The following is an 18,680-nucleotide window of genomic DNA, read 5'->3' as shown; positions in this document are numbered from 1 at the left end:
TTTCAGCCGCTCATTTCATTTGCATCTGAATTTGACAGTTTTGATGAGATAGACGATCTATAGGACGTTTCAATCTAATTGCTGGATTAAAGCATTACAATATTATTTTTACACCACTGCGGAGAAATACCATGTCTAAATCCCCTATGCGCGTTGCTGTTACTGGCGCAGCTGGCCAAATCGGCTATTCCCTCTTATTCAGAATCGCTAACGGCGACATGCTGGGCAAAGATCAGCCTGTGATTTTGCAATTATTGGAAATCCCTGATGAGAAAGCACAAAAAGCGCTCAAAGGCGTGATGATGGAAATCGATGATTGCGCATTCCCATTATTGACTGGCATGACAGCGCACAGTGATCCGATGACAGCATTTAAAGATATCGACGTGGCTTTGTTAGTTGGTGCGCGTCCACGTGGCCCAGGAATGGAACGTAAAGATTTGCTTGAAGCGAATGCACAAATTTTCACGGTACAAGGTAAAGCATTAGATGCAGTGGCATCACGCAATGTCAAAGTATTGGTCGTTGGCAATCCCGCTAACACTAATGCTTACATCGCAATGAAATCAGCTCCAAGCTTGCCATCTAAAAACTTTACAGCCATGTTGCGCTTAGATCACAACCGCGCCTTGTCACAAGTTGCCGCAAAAACTGGCAAAGCAGTTGCTGATATTGAAAAATTATGTGTTTGGGGCAATCACTCCCCAACAATGTATGCTGATTACCGTTTCGCAACAGTAGCTGGCGCATCTGTCAAAGACATGATCAATGATCAAGAGTGGAACAAAGACGTGTTCTTGCCGACAGTTGGCAAGCGCGGCGCGGCGATCATCGAAGCACGTGGTTTATCATCAGCAGCTTCCGCAGCAAATGCAGCGATTGATCACGTACGTGACTGGGTACTCGGCACCAACGGCAAATGGACAACCATGGGCATTCCATCTGACGGCTCTTATGGTATCCCAGAAGGAACGATGTTTGGCTTCCCTGTTACAACAGAAAACGGCGAATACACGATTGTTCAAGGTTTGGAAATCGATGAGTTCTCTCGTGAACGTATAAACGTCACTCTCAAAGAATTGCAAGAAGAGCGTGATGGCGTGAAACACTTGGTTGGTTAATTGACCTGAAACTGGGCTTGTCGATCGGGCAAGCCCTTTGGTCTACGCATATTTTTTATTTGGTTTAAGTTTGAGTTTAGGTAGCAAATTTTGCTAGCCGATTTACCGTACGACGATTCACTACAAGATCTTTCAATGACATCAACGCCGATGCATCCATCTCAGGCATTATTTCAAGATCAGGCAGCGCCAATTTTCTTACCAGTATGCGATCACTATGCTGGCTCAGAAAAATTGATGCTCAAGTCCTTAAGTCTGCAAAACGAGCTTGGCCCAATGTTTGATATTACCTTTGACTGCGAAGACGGCGCCGCGGTCGGTGATGAATTGGCGCACACACAAATGTTGACGCAGATTGTTGCATCAGACATCAATCAATTCAATCGTATCGGGGTACGCGTTCATCATTTTGATCACCCAGCGTTTAAGCAAGACATTCACCACCTTCTGAATTCTCATGAAGTTTGTGAAAAACTAGCCTACATTGTGCTACCCAAAGTGAATACGGTCGATGAAGTCAACACAGCCATTGATGCTATCAACCAGTTATCACAAATTCACATTCGCAAACTCATTCCTATTCATCTGCTAATTGAAACTCAGACCTCGCTAGCAAATGTGTCGGCCTTGGCGGCAATTCCTCAAGTTGAATGCCTGTCGTTCGGAATCATGGATTTCGTATCGTCACATTGGGGTGCAATTCCAGCGAGTGCAATGCGTTCCCCAGCCCAATTTTCACATCCATTAGTGATGCGCGCCAAACTGGAAATTGCAGCGGCTTGTCATTTGTATGGCAAGGTTCCATCGCACAATGTAACAACCGATTTTAAAGATCCATCGGTAACGCTCAGCGATGCGACCAGAGCAGGACAAGAATTTGGGTTCACTAGAATGTGGAGCATACATCCTAGCCAGATCAAGCCAATCATTAAATCAATGGCGCCGCGTAGTGCCGAGATTAACGAGGCAGTTGTGATTTTGAGTACAGCACAACAAAACCATTGGGGACCGATAGAGTTACATGGTCGCCTTCATGATAGGGCGAGTTATCGCTATTACTGGACAGTCTTAAAGAAAGCAAGTATGAGTGGCGTCAACTTGCCCGAAGGTGCACAATACTTGGTCTAAGCTAATTAGCCTAGGTAAGTACGACACGAGAAATGAAGCGTAATTTTGACGCAAATTTGAAATAATGAGGGGCATCATGAAATCATCAGTATCATCACCACGGCTATTAACAAAGTTACTTATTATTTTATGTGCGACTGGCTTGTCCATATCTGCCATTGCGGCAGAAGGCACCAGTAGCCCTATCAGTAAAAAATCGACTAAAACAAAAACAACAAAAATTGCCAAGGCAGATAGTAAACATTCAGATCTCGACACAAGCGAGCCAGAACCAAATATCGATCAAAGTGCTGACACTGAATACAAATGCGAGCTCGGCAATTCTCTTGTGATGTATGCCCATCCGGAAGATAATCAAAGCTTGGCCATGCGCTGGAGAAATCGCCTTTACAAATTAACCCGCGTTGAAACATCAACCGGAGCGCATCGTTTTGAAAACCAAAAGGTCGGTTTGGTGTGGATCAATATTCCATCCAAGGGCATGCTTCTTGATTCACGCCGCGGAAATCAATTAGCGAACGAATGCAAGAGCACAAAAATTGCCTCGTCAGGAATCACTGAAATTCAAGTCAAATAAGTACAAATATGCGCCAACAAATCTGAGATTCAATGGTGCAGAAGCATGTTAAGAATTTGTAAGATTAGTTTTAAATCCGTATCACCTCACTTCATTGTTCATCATCGAATATAAGGAACAGCCATGAGCCAAGCCAATTATCAAGACGCGTTTAAAACGCTGAAAGATTTCAAAATCACTGACACCAAGAAAGGTAAATTCTTTTCTTTGCCAGCACTGGAAAAAAATCTGGGCGTAAAAGTATCTCGCCTGCCGATTTCTATCCGTATCGTGTTGGAATCCGTTTTGCGTAACTGCGACGGCAAAAAAGTGACTGAAGAACACGTCAAGCAATTGGCAAACTGGGGCGCAACTGCAGCTCGTACGGATGAAATTCCATTCGTCGTTTCTCGCGTCGTTTTGCAAGATTTTACTGGTGTGCCTTTATTGGCTGACTTAGCTGCGATGCGTAACGTTGCAGCAAAGCAAGGTAAAAATCCAAAGAATATCGAACCATTGGTCCCAGTTGATCTGGTCGTCGATCACTCCGTACAAATCGATCATTTCCGTGAAAAGAAAGCGCTTGATTTGAATATGAAACTGGAATTTCAACGCAATAACGAGCGTTACCAGTTCATGAAATGGGGTATGCAAGCCTTTGATACTTTTGGCGTTGTACCTCCAGGTTTTGGTATCGTGCATCAAGTCAATCTTGAGTACTTGGCGCGTGGCGTACATAAAGCAACTGATAAAAAGAAAAATGATGTGTACTACCCAGATACTTTGGTGGGCACAGATTCTCACACAACCATGATCAACGGTATCGGCGTTGTTGGTTGGGGCGTGGGCGGTATTGAAGCTGAAGCTGGCATGCTCGGTCAACCAGTTTACTTCCTGACACCTGACGTTGTTGGCGTAAATTTGACGGGCGCATTGCGCGAAGGTTGTACCGCAACGGATCTGGTTTTGACGATCACAGAAATGCTGCGCAAAGCAAAAGTTGTTGGCAAGTTTGTTGAATTCTTTGGTGAAGGTACGCGCACTTTATCCCTGACTGACCGTGCAACGATCGCTAACATGGCACCGGAATACGGCGCGACGATGGGCTTCTTTCCAGTCGATGAAGCAACGATCGACTATTTCAAAGGCACCGGCCGTACTAAAGCAGAAATCGACGCATTTGAAGGCTATTTCAAAGCACAGAAGATGTTCGGTATCCCGAAAAAAGGCGACATCGATTACACGACAGAATTGTCCTTAGATTTGTCAACGGTTGCACCATCTTTGGCAGGTCCAAAACGCCCACAAGATCGTATTGAAATCGGTAACGTCAAATCTACTTTCGCCGACTTGTTCAGTAAGCCAACTTCAGAAAGCGGTTTCAACAAAAAAGCAGAAGATCTTACAGCGGTGTACACCAATACAGATGGCGTCAAAGTGAAAAACGGCGACATCTTGATCGCTGCGATTACTTCTTGCACTAACACATCAAATCCTAGCGTCTTGCTAGCAGCTGGCTTGTTAGCGAAGAAAGCGGTTGAAGCTGGTTTGAAAGTTTCTCCACACATTAAGACTTCATTAGCGCCAGGATCTCGCGTGGTAACGAAATACTTGGAAGCAGCTGGTTTGTTGCCATATTTGGAAAAACTCGGTTTTGGCGTAACTGCTTACGGCTGTACAACATGTATCGGTAACGCAGGTGATTTGACACCGGCAATGAACGAAGCCATCGTTGCAAACGACATCGTTGCCGCCGCTATTTTGTCTGGCAACCGCAACTTTGAAGCGCGTATTCATCCGAACATTCGCTCTAACTTCTTAGCGTCTCCTCCGTTGGTCGTTGCTTATGCGATCGCTGGCAACATGACTAAAGATTTGATGACAGAACCTGTTGGTCGCGTCAAAGGTAAAGACATCTTCTTGGGTGACATCTGGCCAACCAGCGCAGAAATCAACAAGTTGATGAAGTTCGCAATGAATTCCAAAACATTCAAAGAGAACTACGCTGACGTCAAAGGCGCACCAGGTAAATTGTGGGAAGACATCAAAGGCGTGGCAGAAGGTCAAGTCTACGACTGGCCTGCATCGACTTACATCGCAGAACCACCGTTCTTCGCTGACTTCACGATGGAACCAAAAGCTGCTGCAACAGGCATCACTGGCGCACGTGCTTTGGGCGTATTCGGTGACTCGATCACAACCGATCACATCTCACCTGCTGGCTCGATCAAAGAATCTAGCCCTGCTGGTAAATGGTTGAAAGAAAACGGCGTCTTGAAAGCTGATTTCAACTCCTACGGTTCACGCCGTGGTAACCACGAAATCATGATGCGCGGCACATTCGCTAACGTGCGTATCAAAAATTTGATGATCCCAGCGAAGGAAGACGGTTCTCGCGTTGAAGGCGGCGAAACTTTATTCCAACCAACTGGCGAGCCAATGGCAATCTACGATGCAGCGATGAAATATGTTGCTGAAGGTACGCCAACGATGATTTTCGGTGGCGAAGAATACGGCACAGGCTCTTCCCGTGACTGGGCGGCAAAAGGCACGCAGTTATTGGGCGTAAAAGCCGTTATCGCTAAGTCTTTTGAACGTATCCATCGCTCTAATTTGGTTGGTATGGGCGTATTGCCTTTGCAATTCATCGGCGCAGACGGCGTTGATTCATTGGGCATCACTGGCAATGAATCTTTCGATTTGAAAGGTATCGAGAACGATATCAAACCACAGCAAGAAGTGACTTTAGTCATCAATCGTGCAGATGGTAGCTCTCAAGACGTCAAAGTTCTGTTGCGTATTGATACACCAATCGAAGTTGACTACTACAAACACGGCGGCATCTTGCCATTCGTGTTGCGTCAGTTGTTAGCTGCGTAATTTAGGATAGCAAAAGTAGAAATAAGGGATGAAGCTTTTGGGTTTTATCCCTTTTTTTGTTGCATTGAGAATGGGTGTCAAGAACAAAATTTGTAGGGCCGGTGAATCCCGCGCCGACAGATCTTTGATAAACCACAAAAGCTAGCTCAAATACGATGTTAGTATTTAAGCGAATGTGTCGTGGATTTCAAGATAGCCATATGACTTCTCTTCTCGCTTTACCAGGTTTAGATACGGTGCTCGAACATGTCACAGCCAAAACTAGTCTCAAATTTTATAGTTCTAGACTCGAATCAAACAGCAACAGAAATTCCCGTCACAGATCAAATCTACGAGGAGCTCGATGCGAATTTTGGACAATGTAAAGCGTGCTTACTGGTCTCGGAATATACATTTTCTACCGATTGGGTGTCATGGGAAATGCACCCAAACGGTGATGAAACTCTTTACCTAATTTCGGGACAGGCGACTCTGCTTTTGTACTCAAAAGGCGTAGAAAGCCGGATTGAGTTTAACTCGCCAGGTAGTTTTGCGATTATTCCCAAAGGCACCTGGCACACAGCCTTGGTCGAAACCAACTGTACGATTTTATTTATTACGCCCGGCGAAGGCACAATAAACGGATCGGATCCGCGTCCCGCAGACGATTACATGACTAGATCCTAGCGGTCGCGATTGCAACAAAGTTTTGATGTTTAGATTTTATCGTTTTTTAACTTAGTAAAAGAGGAGTCTTTATGTGGAAAGCACTAGTAGGTTTTTTAGTTTTTGCGGCCATCGCTTTATTCTTTATTTTCAAAGCAGGTGACAAAATGGATATGCAGGGTGAAGCTGGAGCCCATGCAGGTGCGGCTTCTGAGCACGTCTCTGCGCCTGCAGCGTCTGCTGCGGCGAGTACGCCTGCACCTGTAGTAGAGTCTGCTGCCTCGGTAGCATCAACGCCGACTGTCGACGCTACTGCCGCCGCGGCTTCGGGTGCTAGCAAGTAATACGACCAAGCTATTTTGGCATTCGAGAAAAACCAGCCTTCTGCAAAGAAGCCTGGTTTTTTATGTTTTGGGATCACAGCAATACGGTTACCTACAAGATCTTTTTCGCGAGCATAGCAATGGGCGATTTGGTAATCAATCTAAGTTGGCAGAACACACATCACATCGCATTTAAAACTCCCCTAACAACCATCCGGATAGGCATGCAAAGTACTCACGAATCCAAGCGTTATAGCGCATATAAAGCGGCGTTATTGCACCAGCACTTCTCACCTCTTTCCATCCGACTCTAGTAGCGATCAACTCCGAACGCAGTGTATGGAAGTCGCTAGTAACTATCATCATTCGTGTTTGCTGATCCATTTTTAGCGTTTGCAGTTTTTTTGCCGTGAAGAGTAAGTTTTCGTAAGTACTGGTACTCTCATCTTCAACAATAATGCGTGGTTCGGGCAAACCAAGCCGTATCAAATAATCCTTCATCACCTGCGCCTCAGAAACTGTTTGACGAAAATCGATTCCGCCACTAACAACAATCGTCGCACCTGGAAAGACCAACGCTAGCTTATGTCCCAAACGCAAACGTTCGACAAGTGCCGGAGAAGGCTGTGCGTTTGGCGTGCTCGACCCAAGAATGACAATCAGCTCTGGGCGAAAAGCGGTATCTACTTGGTCATGAGAACGCAGAAGTACAGCAAAATACACCAGTAAAGTGAGTAACCAAAAGACAAATCCAAGTTCGGCTAATCGCCACAAACGTACACGCAGTGGACTTTTTCCGAGCCAGATCTCGAAAGGTTCTGCAAGCCAAGGCGATAGCATCATCAAAAAGGCAATTAGTGCGGGAACAATCACACCCAAATGTGTGACTTTCAACAGCACCAAAATAAATACAGTGCGTTAGCAATAGCCCACCTACCGCCAACAATATCCACCGTCTTTTTGAATTCAGAACCGACATCAAATCCTCAACCCAATATCAGAGACAATTAAATTTCACTATTTTGCAAAATTCAACAAATCATCTCCAGCCAAACGATATTTAACCCATTCCGCCTGCGCCTTAGCACCGACAGAATCATAAAAATCAATTGCAGGTTGATTCCAATCTAAGACGCTCCATTCGAAACGACCGCAGTCCTCTTCCACCGCAATTTGCGCCAGATGACGCAGCAAAAATTTACCAGCACCTAGGCCTCGATGTCTTGGCGATACGTAAAGATCTTCTAAATAGAGGCCTTTTTTACCCTGCCAAGTTGAGTAATTATAGAAATAAACAGCAAAGCCGATTGCTTCACCATTGAGTTCACAAATCAACGCTTTGGCGGGTGAATTGGCTGAAAAAATACTACTTTCAATTTCCTCAATGCTAGCCTTAACTTCATGCTCGGCTTTTTCATACACGGCAAGTTCAACAATAAATCCGTGAATAATGGCTGCATCCGCAGGGACAGCTTTTCGAATAACAAGTGACAAAGTAAACCTCGACTAATTTTAAAAATTTAAAGTGCATTCAAAGATTGCTCTATGTCGGCAATCAAATCATCTACATCTTCTAAACCAATATTGAAACGCACTAGTATGCCCTTGTCGCCCCAGGTTTGGCGCATGCTTTCTATGCGATACGGAACGCACAGACTATGCGAACCACCCCAACTAAAACCAATTTTAAAAAGTTTCAATTGGTTCACGAATTTGTCGGTTTGCGCTTCTGTAAATTTCTCATCAAACAGCACGGAAAATAAGCCGCCCGCGCCTGTAAAATCACGTTTCCAAACATCGTGCCCCGGGCAATCTTCCCACGCCGGATGTAATACCTTAGCGATTTCTGGACGGCTCTTTAACCACGTCGCCACTTTGCGTGCTGCTATGTCATGCGCTTCAAAACGTAGCTTGATGCTTTGCAAGCCACGCAATACCAAATATACGTCATCCATGCCTACGCCCAAACCTAGGCGCATGTGTGCCATTAACAAGCGATTATTTAGCTCAATATCTTTGGTGATGACCGCACCCATCAACACATCTGAGCCACCGCTTTGATATTTCGTCAATGCCTGCATAGAAATATCGACACCGTGTTCGAAGGGTTTAAAGGCAAGCCCTGCAGACCAAGTATTATCCAAAGCAACCAAGACACCTTTGCTATGCGCTGCTACACAAATTGCGGGCACATCGGCAACTTCCATTGATACCGAACCAGGTGCTTCAGTCCAAATTAATTTAGTGTTCGGCAAAATTAGGTCGGCGATTCCACCACCGATCATAGGATCATAAAAGCGCACGCTGATACCGAAGCTATGTTTTAACCACGCGCCCAATTCCTTATTGGGCCCGTAGGCATTATCTGGCACTAAGACATCATCACCAGTTTCGAGAAAAGCCATATTCACTAAGGTGATGGCGGCTAAGCCACTTGGTGTCAATACACAATGATTACCTCCTTCGATTTGCGCGATCTCGGCTTCCAATTGGAAGCTAGTTGGTGTGCCATGTAAGCCATAAGTGTAAGTCGACTTATTTAACCAACTGCGCGCGCGCATCGCATCGACATCTTTAAACAAAACAGTCGATGCATGATGGATCGCGGTAGGAAATGCAGAAAATCCATCGGGCGCTTTATATTTGGGATGAACAATCGCGGTACTTGAACCAGGCTGTCTATTTGTCATAATCTTGTCGTTAATAAATTCAAATGTAAATAAAAAATCAGTTCACAAAGAGAGACGCCGCAGATAAAAAATAGGGGCGAAAAATCGCCCCTCACCTTCATACAATATCTGGCTTAGATTGCTTCGCCCCACAAATCATGTGCATCTGCAGCAGTGATTTTCACTTCAACAAATTCACCCACTTTTAACTTGCGATGCGGCTCGAATGGCGGTTTAACGTATACCACACCATCAATCTCTGGCGCATCTGCAGAGCTGCGACCAACACCGCCGCTACGATCAAGGCTATCGATTAATACACGCATCATCTTTCCAACTTTTGCTTGCAGACGTTTTTTAGAAATCGTCTCTTGCAACTCCATCACACGACGACGGCGGTCTTCACGTACCTCATTTGGCAATTGGTTAGCGAGTTCATTGGCTGTTGCACCATCCACTGGAGAGTAAGCAAAGCAACCCAAACGATCAATTTCAGCTTCCTTCAAGAAGTCTAAGAGGTATTCAAATTCTTCCTCTGTCTCCCCCGGAAAACCGGCAATGAAGGTAGAACGTATCGTAATTTCCGGGCACATTTCGCGCCATGCTCTAATCCGCTCGATATTTTTTTCACCACTCGCTGGACGCTTCATGCGTTTCAGTACATCAGGATGCGCATGCTGCAAAGGTACATCGAGGTAAGGAAGAACATGTCCATTATTCATAAATGGAATGATTTGGTCCACGTGCGGGTAAGGATAAACGTAATGCAGACGTACCCATGCATCATAGCGCTTTGCGAGTTCACCAAGCGCTTCTACCAATTGCGTCATGTGAGTCTTGACTGGTTTGCCATCCCAGAAACCGGTACGGAATTTCACATCCACACCGTAGGCACTGGTGTCTTGAGAAATGACCAACAATTCTTTAACGCCTGCTTTGAATAAATTCTCCGCTTCGACCATGACTTCACCAATCGGGCGAGACACTAAATCGCCACGCATTGACGGAATAATGCAGAAGCTGCAACGATGATTGCAGCCCTCGGAAATTTTTAAGTAGGCAAAATGTTTTGGCGTAAGTTTTACGCCCTGTGGCGGCACCAAGTCAATGAATGGCTCATGCGGCTTTGGTAAATGCAGATGCACTGCACTCATGACTTCAGTCAAGGCATGTGGCCCGGTGACCGCCAAGACTTTGGGATGTATGCTCTTAATCAAATCATTGCCATTGGCATCTTTTTTCGCACCCAAGCAGCCGGTAACGATCACTTTACCATTTTCACTAAGCGCCTCAGCGATGGCATCTAAGGACTCTTGTACGGCCGCATCAATAAATCCGCAGGTATTCACCACGACTAAATCGGCGCCATCATAGGACTTAGCCGTTTCGTAACCTTCGGCGCGTAATTGCGTGAGGATTTGCTCGGAGTCGACTAAAGCCTTCGGGCACCCGAGGGAGACAAAACCAACTTTTGGTGCGACTTGAGTCGATGTAGGGATCAGAGTTTCGTTAGACATAATAAAAAAAGGATACAAAGCAATTCGCTATTGTACCCTTTTCTCTGATGCTTACGACAGCCTTAGCTGGTTTAAATAGGGCGCAAGCGATTGAATTTATTACTTTTTCTTATCATCCGGTACAAATGGAAAACCAAACATATTCTTCGATTGGCTCTGCATTTGCTCTTGCATTTGTACAAATAAATTTTTACTCTGATCAATATAGTTCCCCATCATGCCTTGCATCATAGGGCCTTGCACGTTCATAAATTGTGTCCACATTTCGGGACTAAATGGCTTGCCTTCAACACCACCACTCGCACCTTCAGTCAGTTTATTTTGAATATCAATAAATGCTTGAATATTTTTTTCAAGATATGAACCCATCATGCCTTGCATTGCATGACCGTAATAACGAATAATTTGCGCCAAAGCAACACTCGAGAACATCGGTGCACCACCAGCTTCAGCTTCTAAAATGATTTGCAGCAAAATACTACGTGTCAAATCTTCACCTGTTTTGGCATCTACTACAGCAAAGTCGTCATTCTCCATAACGAATTGCTTGACATCAACCAAGGTGATATAGCTACTCGTTTGGGTGTCATATAAGCGACGATTTGGATACTTTTTAATCAAATGCTTGCTTATTTTTTTTGTGCTATTCATTGCATTCTCATTCAAAAACTGCATTAAAAATAAAACTAAAACACTTACAAATCATCGCTTCTGCTGTAAGCATTTCGATCGAATTTTGCACTTAATATTTTGCTGCTTTCAGTATTAACACAGCATTTTACTTAGTGCAAAATTCTTAGGAATAGTTCATTCGAATACAATCGAACTATTAGCCCATATGCAGACCACCATTGATAGAGAAGTCAGAACCTGTAGCATAACCGCCTTCATCTGATGCAATCCACGCGACGATAGAAGCAATTTCTTCAGGTTCAGCTAAGCGCTTGACTGGAATTCCCGACACAATTTTTTCTAATACGTCAGGGCGAATTGCACGAACCATATCCGTACCAACATAGCCAGGAGAAACTGTATTTACCGTGACACCTTTGGTTGCGACTTCTTGTGCCAAAGCCATACTAAAACCATGAATGCCAGCTTTTGCGGTTGAATAGTTAGTTTGACCGAACTGACCTTTTTGACCATTCACAGAAGAGATATTGATAATACGACCCCAACCACGATCAACCATACTTTCGATTACTTGTTTAGTGACGTTGAATAAAGAGTTCAAATTGGTATCAATCACGGCATCCCAATCAGCCTTGCTCATTTTGCGAAATTGTCCATCACGGGTAATGCCTGCATTGTTGACTAACACGTCAACTTCGCCAATTTCGGTACGGACCTTCTCAAACGCTGCGCGGGTTGATTCCCAATCTGAAACGTTGCCTTCCGATGCATGCACTTCGTAGCCGTCTGCACGCATATCGGCGAGCCATTTATCTTTACGCGGGGAATTTGGACCGCATCCGGCTACCACGATGTAGCCATCTTTACATAAACGTTTACAGATTGGAGTTCCAATACCACCCATACCACCAGTTACATAAGCAATTCGCTTTGACATACTTAATCTCCAGAGTTTCAATAAAAGGCACTGCTAAACTTGATTATCCTAGGTACAAAACAAGAACTTAATCAGCACGCACTTTGACATATCGTCCGGGTGCTGACTCTATCTCACTATAACCCAGCGACCCAGCTTTTGTGGGAGCTTTTACCATTTTCCCAGCATGTTCTGACAAAAATGTTGCCCATTCTGGCCACCAACTTCCTGGATGTTCTTTTGCTGCATCTAACCACGCCTGGGAATCATTGCCTAATTTATCATTGATCCAGTAACTCCGTTTGTTTTTTGAAGCCGGATTGATCACTCCAGCGATATGCCCAGAGGCACCTAAGACAAAGCGATTTCGACTTTTCTTCTTGGGATTGAGGATTCCACTTGAAGCAAATGCTGCTTGCCAAGGAACGATATGATCTTCTTTTGATCCGTAAATAAACACTGGAGCATCAATTTTGGATAAATCAACTTTATTTCCTGCAACCATTAGTTTGCCAGCTTCTTTTAAACTGTTTTCGAGATAAGTGTTGCGCAAATACCAGCAAAACATCGGACCAGGCAAATTTGTACTGTCAGAATTCCAATATAAAAGATCAAATGCTGGCGGCTTTTGACCTTTTAGGTAGTTTGACTGAACGTAATTCCATACTAAGTCGTTTGGTCGTAAGCTGGAAAAAGTGCTGGCTAGATCACGGCCCGGCATCAATCCACCATGACCCAAAGTTTGTTCGCGCAAACTGACTTGCAGTTCATCCACGAAAACATCCAATATACCCGTGTTAGCAAAATCAAGTAAAGTTGTTAAAAGCGTCAAACTACTCGCGGGATTAACGCCACGATCTGCTAAGACAGCTAATGCTGTCGAAACGATCGTGCCACCGACACAGAAGCCAAAGACATTTAACTTATCTTGCTTACTAATTTCTTGCACAACTTCGATTGCTTTAATTGCGCCATGTTCGATGTAATCATCCCAAGTAACATCCGACATGCTTTGATCTGGATTCGCCCAAGACACCAAGAATACAGTATGTCCCTGTTCTATCGCGTAACGAACCAGCGAGTTTTCTGGCTGCAGATCGAGGATGTAGAACTTATTAATGCACGGCGGCACCATCAGTAATGGACGCTGATGTACCATTTTATTTAGCGGTTTATATTGAATCAACTGAAACAAGCGATTTTCAAAGACGACTGTACCTTCGGTTGTTGCGACGTTTTTACCGACTTCAAATGCAGATTCGTCGGTCAGTGAGATTCTTCCCTTTTGCATATCTTCAAGCATTTGGGTAATGCCCGTCATCAAACTTTCGCCACCCGTTTCTAATAGTTTGGCTTGCGCTTCTGGATTGGTCGCTAAGAAATTTGCGGGGGACATGGCATCGACCATTTGCTGAACCGCGAAGCGAATTTTTTGTTTTTTCTTTTCTGGCGCCTGCACTGACTCAGCCAATAAGTTCAAAAATCGTGCATTCAGGAGATAGACCGCGACGTTGTATGCATGGGTTGTTTGTTTATGCCAGTCAGTAGATGAAAAGCGTCGGTCATTAAATTGTGGCAATTTTGAAGCAATAAAATCTTTCCACAAATTACCTAATTCAGAGAAATATTCGGACTGTAATCTGCTTAAGACCGCAGGATCAATTTCGGCGCCAAATTCCTTCAGCATGCTCAACATTGACGAGTCCTGCGCGAAGGGATTATTGAGACCAACACTACCTGCCTTCATCCACTCTTGTAATGGATTTTGCTGCATTAATTGTTGTAACCAATTTGCGTACATCGTCTGAGGGTTGTCACTCATTATGCAATTTTCCTAGTTTTAGAGTATTGTCACAAATGCTGATCTAAATTTTGGCAATAATAAATCTAGCATTGCTAACCAAATATTGATTACTAACTTAACATCTTAATTCGAAATTCTATGGCCTTCTTGTATCTTATCGCAATCGCGTGGATTTATGTCGTACTCTTGATGTCTTTAGCAGAATCCTCACTACTTGCAGGCATCATGACCTTTGTTTTTTACTGCATTATTCCACTTGGGCTCGTGTTGTACATCCTTAGTTCACCAGCACGGAAACGTCAGATCAAAAAGACCGAGCGAGAACGTTTAGATCAACTAAGGCGAGAAGCAGGATCTACTCAATCCAAATCCAACTAGCCATTCGTCCAGTTAAACCATCACGCCGATACGAATAGAACAGTTCCAGTTCGGTAAAGGTGCAATATTCACCGCCTGAAATACGGTTTATGGCTAAGCTATGCAAGACTGTGCGTGCTAAACCATAAATATCAGCCAAATATTTTCCATCCCGCACTTGCGATTTGAAATTTTGTCGCTGTTGCGGCATTTTCTGAGTAAATGCATCAAAAACATCGATACCGACCTCGAAAGCGTTTGCACCTATCGCTGGCCCCAACCAAGCCGTGATTTCGCGCCCCCCCTTGCGACGCATTTCCTGCACGGTAGCTTCAATCACACCACCAGCCATGCCTCGCCAACCTGCATGCACAGCAGCCACGCATCGACCATCCGTTGATGCAAGTAAAATCGGTAAGCAGTCCGCAGTCAATACCACGCACGAGACATTAGGTTGGTTGGTAAAGCTTGCGTCAGCCTCTACTATTGATCCTTCTCGTATGTCCGTCGCATCAACAGCCAGAGTGCCATGAATTTGTGATAAGAATGTGACATCGCGAGGAAAAAAATCCGACAAACAACTTCGGTTCATACGCACCGAGTTGATATTATCGCCAACATGGTCGGCAAGATTTAATCCACTGGTGCCGTCAGCGTCGCCAAAAGGCGCCAAACTCACGCCTCCGATTCGGGTACTGGAATAAGCGCGTACATTTGCTGGACAATCTGGCCAGTCGGGCTCTATTAACACTAAGCCCGTATCGTCATCACGGACTAAACTCATGGTTGTGCCATACCTGCGCGCTCAAGTAAATCCTTAAAATCTGCCTCCAAAGGAATATTCCATTCAACCGGCAAGTTACTAACTGGATGGATCAAGCCCAATTTACGTGCTTGCAACGCCTGACGAGGGAAAAACCGTGCCAAATGTTGCTTGCCGTAGAGTGTGTCACCGACCAGAGGAAATCCTAGCGATAGCATGTGTACACGAATCTGATGGGTGCGACCGGTTTCTAATTGACAACCAACCAAACTCACAGGAAAGCGTTCTAGCATACCGGTAGAAATTCTTTGAAAATGCGTAATAGCTGGCTTAGCCAAAATACTGTGAGAGACAGACATTTTTAAACGATCGCGCGAGTGTCTTGCCATTGCGGCGTCGATTGTGCCCGAAGCATTTGGCGTACCCCACACCATCGCAGCATATTCGCGCTTGACGGTTCTTGCTTGTAATTGGCGCACTAATTCCGTTTGCGCAGTTAGGGTTTTGGCGACAACCATCAAACCAGAGGTATCTTTGTCTAGTCGATGCACAATTCCCGCCCGCGGCACCGCCGCCAATGAAGGACGATGGAACAATAGGCCATTCAACAAGGTTCCCGACCAGTTTCCTGCTGCTGGATGAACGACCAAACCAGCGGGCTTGTTCAAAACAAGAATAGCCTCATCTTCATAAATGATGTTGAGTGGAATATCTTCTGCCGTGAATGCGTTTTCCTCGGCGGCAGCTTGCGGAAAAATAGTGATATGCTCATCACCGAGCATGGTTGTTTTGATTTTTGATGGCTTACCGTCGACTAAGACGTGCCCCTCCTCTATCCACTGCTGAATCCTGCCACGGGAATATTGCGGGACCAATTTGGACAGCACTTTATCCAAACGTTCACCACAAATACTGTCTGGCAGGGTCAATTCGATAGGTTCTACTGGTTCCGCGAACTTTATCTGAGTGTCATGATCGATTTCATCAAGATCCAGCTCACTATCGGTTAAAATCATTTCGTCATTTGGTGTCACATTAATTACCATCGGCTATAATCCGTCAATTATTCTCATGCACTCGCGAAGCTCATGCACATTAAATATATAAAATTGTTAGGTCTGGCACTATCCATATCACTTGCTGGTTGCGGCATTTTCGGCGACAAAATCGAAGAAAGTAAAAATTGGTCGGCGGAAAAATTATACGCTGAAGCAAAAGATGAATTGGCGGCAGGATCATATGATCGTTCAGTCCAACTGTTTGAAAAACTTGAATCGCGTTTCCCATTTGGTGCTTATGCTCAACAAGCGCAACTTGAAATTGCTTATGTTTATTACAAACAAGGCGATCAAGCACAAGCGTTAGCTGCAGTTGATCGCTTTATAAAATTACATCCAAATCATGCCAATGTTGATTACATGTATTACTTACGTGGCTTGATCAATTTTAATGATGATATGGGCTTTTTCAGTTTTATCGCAAATCAAGACATTACTGAACGTGACCCAAAAGCGACACGAGATTCTTTTGATGCGTTCAAGGAGCTGGCAACGCGATTCCCAAGTAGCAAGTATACGCCAGATGCGATTGCGCGCATGAAGTATTTAGTGAATTCTCTGGCACAATATGATCTTCACGTAGCAAAATATTATTTACGTCGAAATGCGTTTGTTGCAGCTGCCAATCGTGCTCAATCCGCTATCAAAGAATATCCTGATGCACCGGCTGTTGAAGAAGCTTTGGTTGTACTGGTAAAGGCATACGATGGAATGGGTATGATTGAACTGCGCGATGATGCAAGACGAGTTTTTACTAGCAATTTCCCTAAAAGCACCTTATTGGAAACCTACGGAAGCAAGAAATCTTGGTGGAAACTCTGGGGCTAATTCCCTGCTTTCAAGCGACAAGGGGATGCGCAGGTTAGATCTTCGCGAATGTTCCCTTGGGTGAATTGTGGTTAGCCCAAAAAGCCTCAAACTCACGTAGTTTGAGGCTTTCGTATTTTATACAGCCATTTTGCGTCGAAATATCCAATGGCAGGCATCGGATTCCTCTTCAACATAAACGTAACCGTCATCGTTGAATTTTTTTAGATCCGCAGCTTTTTTGATTTGGTTTGTGGCGCAATAACGCACCATACTGCCTCTCGCCTTCTTTGCAAAAAACGACACAACTTTGAACTTGCCAGCGGAATAATCTTGGAATACAGGCTGAATGACTGGCACAGGTAATGATTTCAACTTAATTGCTTTGGCATATTCTTCCGAGGCTAAATTCACCAAAAACTTTGACTTTGTTTGTTCGAGCTCGCGAATGACTGATGCAGTAAGCTTTTCCGACCAATAAGCGTACAAATTATTGCCGGCTGCTGTTTTTAGCCCAGTTCCCATCTCTAATCGATAAGCATTAATCATATCCAGAGGGCGCAATAAACCATACAATCCGGATAGGATGCGCAGATTTTTTTGCAGATAGTTGATTTCTTTTTTTGACATCAACCTCGCCTGTAAGCCACTGTAAACATCACCATCAAACATAAATACGGCTTGTCGTTCAATCTTTTCCTTACTTGCATTTGTCAATTGAGCAAACCGCTCTACGTTTAATAGAGCTAATTCAGGAGAAATCTTCATCATTCTTTGCAAATCTGATGAAGACAGTTGCGAAGCAATTCCCGCGAGATAATCAACCTCCTGCGAAAATTGAATCTGAGTAGAACTTTTAACGACAGCGGGCGTGGTGAAATCCAAGCTTTTTGCAGGAGACAGCAGTATCAACATAAAATGGAATAAAAATTGATTAAAAAAATTAAGACACTATGGATGTCCGGTCAAATCGCAACGAACACATGAAGAAAGGATGCCCAATATTCGTTAATGCAACATTAACGCTTTGAGGTTCACAATATGCCTACAAAAATAGTTTTGGATACGAACGTTTGTTTAGATCTATTCGCTTTTAGAGATCCCCGCTGGCAAGTTATTTTAAAGGCTTTATGCGACAAAGAATTAATCGCTATCACTAGAGAAGATTGTCGAAATGAGTGGCTCGCGGTACTGCACTATCCACATCTACCAGTCGACGATAGTAATCGCGCGCAGATTGTATCAACTTTTGACGAGTTCATTTCAGTGGAAAATCAACCAGAGAAATCCATTAAGCTTCCGACATGCAGCGATAAAGATGATCAAAAATTTTTGGAAATATCTCGTGACGCTGGCGCAGATATATTGATCACAAAAGATAAGGCATTATTGAAATTGGCAAGAAAAATGCAGAACTTGAACCTATTTATTATTGAAACGCCCGAAAAATTTACCGCACGCCTAGTTGCAAAAGCGCAAGCTTTGTAACTAAATTCATTAAAT

At 44.2% G+C, this 18,680-nt stretch carries 19 protein-coding genes; 9 read left to right on the top strand and 10 right to left on the bottom strand.

Annotation, left to right across the window (positions count from 1 at the left end; genetic code table 11):
* Window positions 1-131 precede the first annotated feature (131 nt).
* The 6 genes from ACO0KW_RS05450 (at window position 132) to ACO0KW_RS05425 (ending at window position 6,674) form a co-directional block, all read left to right on the top strand.
* Window positions 132-1,121 carry a malate dehydrogenase gene (locus ACO0KW_RS05450; protein ID WP_423051386.1) on the top strand — a complete coding sequence of 330 codons (990 nt, stop codon included), beginning with the start codon at window positions 132-134 and terminating at the stop codon, window positions 1,119-1,121.
* Window positions 1,122-1,256: 135 nt separating this feature from the next.
* Entirely contained in the window at window positions 1,257-2,249 is a 993-nt protein-coding gene (locus ACO0KW_RS05445) for an HpcH/HpaI aldolase/citrate lyase family protein (RefSeq protein ID WP_423051384.1), read from the top strand.
* A 76-nt stretch (window positions 2,250-2,325) separates the two neighbouring features.
* Entirely contained in the window at window positions 2,326-2,826 is a 501-nt protein-coding gene (locus ACO0KW_RS05440) for a hypothetical protein (RefSeq protein ID WP_423051382.1), read from the top strand.
* Between the two features lie 123 nt (window positions 2,827-2,949).
* Window positions 2,950-5,685 carry an aconitate hydratase AcnA gene (gene acnA, locus ACO0KW_RS05435; RefSeq protein WP_423051380.1) on the top strand — a complete coding sequence of 912 codons (2,736 nt, stop codon included), beginning with the start codon at window positions 2,950-2,952 and terminating at the stop codon, window positions 5,683-5,685.
* Between the two features lie 246 nt (window positions 5,686-5,931).
* Window positions 5,932-6,351: a cupin domain-containing protein gene (locus ACO0KW_RS05430; protein ID WP_423051378.1), complete on the top strand. Its 420-nt coding sequence runs from the start codon at window positions 5,932-5,934 to the stop codon at window positions 6,349-6,351.
* Window positions 6,352-6,422: 71 nt separating this feature from the next.
* A complete protein-coding gene (locus tag ACO0KW_RS05425) occupies window positions 6,423-6,674 on the top strand; it encodes a hypothetical protein (protein ID WP_423051376.1) in 252 nt (83 codons plus the stop codon).
* A 171-nt stretch (window positions 6,675-6,845) separates the two neighbouring features.
* Here the strand turns inward: ACO0KW_RS05425 and ACO0KW_RS05420 are convergent, their stop codons facing one another.
* From ACO0KW_RS05420 to phaC, 7 genes are all read right to left on the bottom strand, one after another.
* Entirely contained in the window at window positions 6,846-7,547 is a 702-nt protein-coding gene (locus tag ACO0KW_RS05420; protein WP_423051374.1) for a YdcF family protein, read from the bottom strand.
* A 123-nt stretch (window positions 7,548-7,670) separates the two neighbouring features.
* Window positions 7,671-8,147 (bottom strand): GNAT family N-acetyltransferase, encoded by a 477-nt coding sequence (locus tag ACO0KW_RS05415; RefSeq protein ID WP_423051372.1) that lies wholly within the window; start codon window positions 8,145-8,147, stop codon window positions 7,671-7,673.
* 26 nt (window positions 8,148-8,173) lie between these two features.
* Window positions 8,174-9,343, bottom strand: coding sequence for a cystathionine beta-lyase (locus ACO0KW_RS05410; protein ID WP_423051370.1), 1,170 nt, complete (start codon window positions 9,341-9,343; stop codon window positions 8,174-8,176).
* Between the two features lie 113 nt (window positions 9,344-9,456).
* The gene (gene rimO, locus ACO0KW_RS05405) at window positions 9,457-10,839 is read right to left on the bottom strand and encodes a 30S ribosomal protein S12 methylthiotransferase RimO (protein WP_423051368.1); all 1,383 of its coding nucleotides are present in this window, start codon (window positions 10,837-10,839) and stop codon (window positions 9,457-9,459) included.
* A gap of 99 nt (window positions 10,840-10,938) precedes the next feature.
* Window positions 10,939-11,490, bottom strand: a complete 552-nt coding sequence (gene phaR, locus ACO0KW_RS05400; RefSeq protein WP_423051366.1) for a polyhydroxyalkanoate synthesis repressor PhaR — start codon at window positions 11,488-11,490, stop codon at window positions 10,939-10,941.
* Window positions 11,491-11,668: 178 nt separating this feature from the next.
* On the bottom strand, window positions 11,669-12,409 hold the full coding sequence (locus ACO0KW_RS05395) for a 3-ketoacyl-ACP reductase (RefSeq protein ID WP_423051364.1): 741 nt from the start codon (window positions 12,407-12,409) through the stop codon (window positions 11,669-11,671).
* A gap of 67 nt (window positions 12,410-12,476) precedes the next feature.
* Complete coding sequence (gene phaC / locus ACO0KW_RS05390) at window positions 12,477-14,210, bottom strand: class I poly(R)-hydroxyalkanoic acid synthase (RefSeq protein WP_423051362.1); 1,734 nt, start codon at window positions 14,208-14,210, stop codon at window positions 12,477-12,479.
* A 129-nt stretch (window positions 14,211-14,339) separates the two neighbouring features.
* Between phaC and ACO0KW_RS05385 the strand changes: the two genes are divergently transcribed.
* Window positions 14,340-14,570 carry a hypothetical protein gene (locus ACO0KW_RS05385; RefSeq protein ID WP_423051983.1) on the top strand — a complete coding sequence of 77 codons (231 nt, stop codon included), beginning with the start codon at window positions 14,340-14,342 and terminating at the stop codon, window positions 14,568-14,570.
* On the opposite strand, the gene pgeF is transcribed toward ACO0KW_RS05385, so the two are convergent.
* Both pgeF and ACO0KW_RS05375 read right to left on the bottom strand, forming a co-directional pair.
* Complete coding sequence (gene pgeF / locus ACO0KW_RS05380; protein ID WP_423051360.1) at window positions 14,548-15,333, bottom strand: peptidoglycan editing factor PgeF; 786 nt, start codon at window positions 15,331-15,333, stop codon at window positions 14,548-14,550. The genes ACO0KW_RS05385 and pgeF overlap by 23 nt on opposite strands.
* On the bottom strand, window positions 15,330-16,358 hold the full coding sequence (locus tag ACO0KW_RS05375; RefSeq protein WP_423051358.1) for an RluA family pseudouridine synthase: 1,029 nt from the start codon (window positions 16,356-16,358) through the stop codon (window positions 15,330-15,332). Before ACO0KW_RS05375 ends, pgeF begins: the two co-directional genes overlap by 4 nt.
* 42 nt (window positions 16,359-16,400) lie before the next feature.
* On the opposite strand from ACO0KW_RS05375, the gene ACO0KW_RS05370 reads away from it, so the two are divergent.
* Window positions 16,401-17,198: an outer membrane protein assembly factor BamD gene (locus ACO0KW_RS05370; RefSeq protein ID WP_423051356.1), complete on the top strand. Its 798-nt coding sequence runs from the start codon at window positions 16,401-16,403 to the stop codon at window positions 17,196-17,198.
* Between the two features lie 117 nt (window positions 17,199-17,315).
* Here ACO0KW_RS05370 and yaaA read toward each other — a convergent pair whose 3' ends face one another.
* Entirely contained in the window at window positions 17,316-18,092 is a 777-nt protein-coding gene (gene yaaA, locus ACO0KW_RS05365) for a peroxide stress protein YaaA (protein ID WP_423051354.1), read from the bottom strand.
* A 126-nt stretch (window positions 18,093-18,218) separates the two neighbouring features.
* Between yaaA and ACO0KW_RS05360 the strand changes: the two genes are divergently transcribed.
* On the top strand, window positions 18,219-18,665 hold the full coding sequence (locus tag ACO0KW_RS05360; protein ID WP_423051352.1) for a putative toxin-antitoxin system toxin component, PIN family: 447 nt from the start codon (window positions 18,219-18,221) through the stop codon (window positions 18,663-18,665).
* The last annotated feature ends 15 nt before the right edge of the window (window positions 18,666-18,680 follow it).

Source organism: Undibacterium sp. Ji22W, assembly GCF_049340305.1.
Taxonomy (GTDB): domain Bacteria; phylum Pseudomonadota; class Gammaproteobacteria; order Burkholderiales; family Burkholderiaceae_D; genus Undibacterium.
The sequence above is the reverse complement of the archived record's forward strand: the minus strand, read 5'-3'. Positions and strand labels throughout refer to the sequence as shown.

Coding starts and splice junctions, on each gene's coding strand:
- ACO0KW_RS05450 (WP_423051386.1), top strand. CDS start 132: ATGTCTAAATCCCCTATGCGCGTTGCTGTTACTGGCGCAGCTGGCCAA.
- ACO0KW_RS05445 (WP_423051384.1), top strand. CDS start 1,257: ATGACATCAACGCCGATGCATCCATCTCAGGCATTATTTCAAGATCAG.
- ACO0KW_RS05440 (WP_423051382.1), top strand. CDS start 2,326: ATGAAATCATCAGTATCATCACCACGGCTATTAACAAAGTTACTTATT.
- acnA (WP_423051380.1), top strand. CDS start 2,950: ATGAGCCAAGCCAATTATCAAGACGCGTTTAAAACGCTGAAAGATTTC.
- ACO0KW_RS05430 (WP_423051378.1), top strand. CDS start 5,932: ATGTCACAGCCAAAACTAGTCTCAAATTTTATAGTTCTAGACTCGAAT.
- ACO0KW_RS05425 (WP_423051376.1), top strand. CDS start 6,423: ATGTGGAAAGCACTAGTAGGTTTTTTAGTTTTTGCGGCCATCGCTTTA.
- ACO0KW_RS05410 (WP_423051370.1), bottom strand. CDS start 9,343: ATGACAAATAGACAGCCTGGTTCAAGTACCGCGATTGTTCATCCCAAA.
- rimO (WP_423051368.1), bottom strand. CDS start 10,839: ATGTCTAACGAAACTCTGATCCCTACATCGACTCAAGTCGCACCAAAA.
- phaR (WP_423051366.1), bottom strand. CDS start 11,490: ATGAATAGCACAAAAAAAATAAGCAAGCATTTGATTAAAAAGTATCCA.
- ACO0KW_RS05395 (WP_423051364.1), bottom strand. CDS start 12,409: ATGTCAAAGCGAATTGCTTATGTAACTGGTGGTATGGGTGGTATTGGA.
- phaC (WP_423051362.1), bottom strand. CDS start 14,210: ATGAGTGACAACCCTCAGACGATGTACGCAAATTGGTTACAACAATTA.
- pgeF (WP_423051360.1), bottom strand. CDS start 15,333: ATGAGTTTAGTCCGTGATGACGATACGGGCTTAGTGTTAATAGAGCCC.
- ACO0KW_RS05375 (WP_423051358.1), bottom strand. CDS start 16,358: ATGGTAATTAATGTGACACCAAATGACGAAATGATTTTAACCGATAGT.
- ACO0KW_RS05370 (WP_423051356.1), top strand. CDS start 16,401: ATGCACATTAAATATATAAAATTGTTAGGTCTGGCACTATCCATATCA.
- yaaA (WP_423051354.1), bottom strand. CDS start 18,092: ATGTTGATACTGCTGTCTCCTGCAAAAAGCTTGGATTTCACCACGCCC.
- ACO0KW_RS05360 (WP_423051352.1), top strand. CDS start 18,219: ATGCCTACAAAAATAGTTTTGGATACGAACGTTTGTTTAGATCTATTC.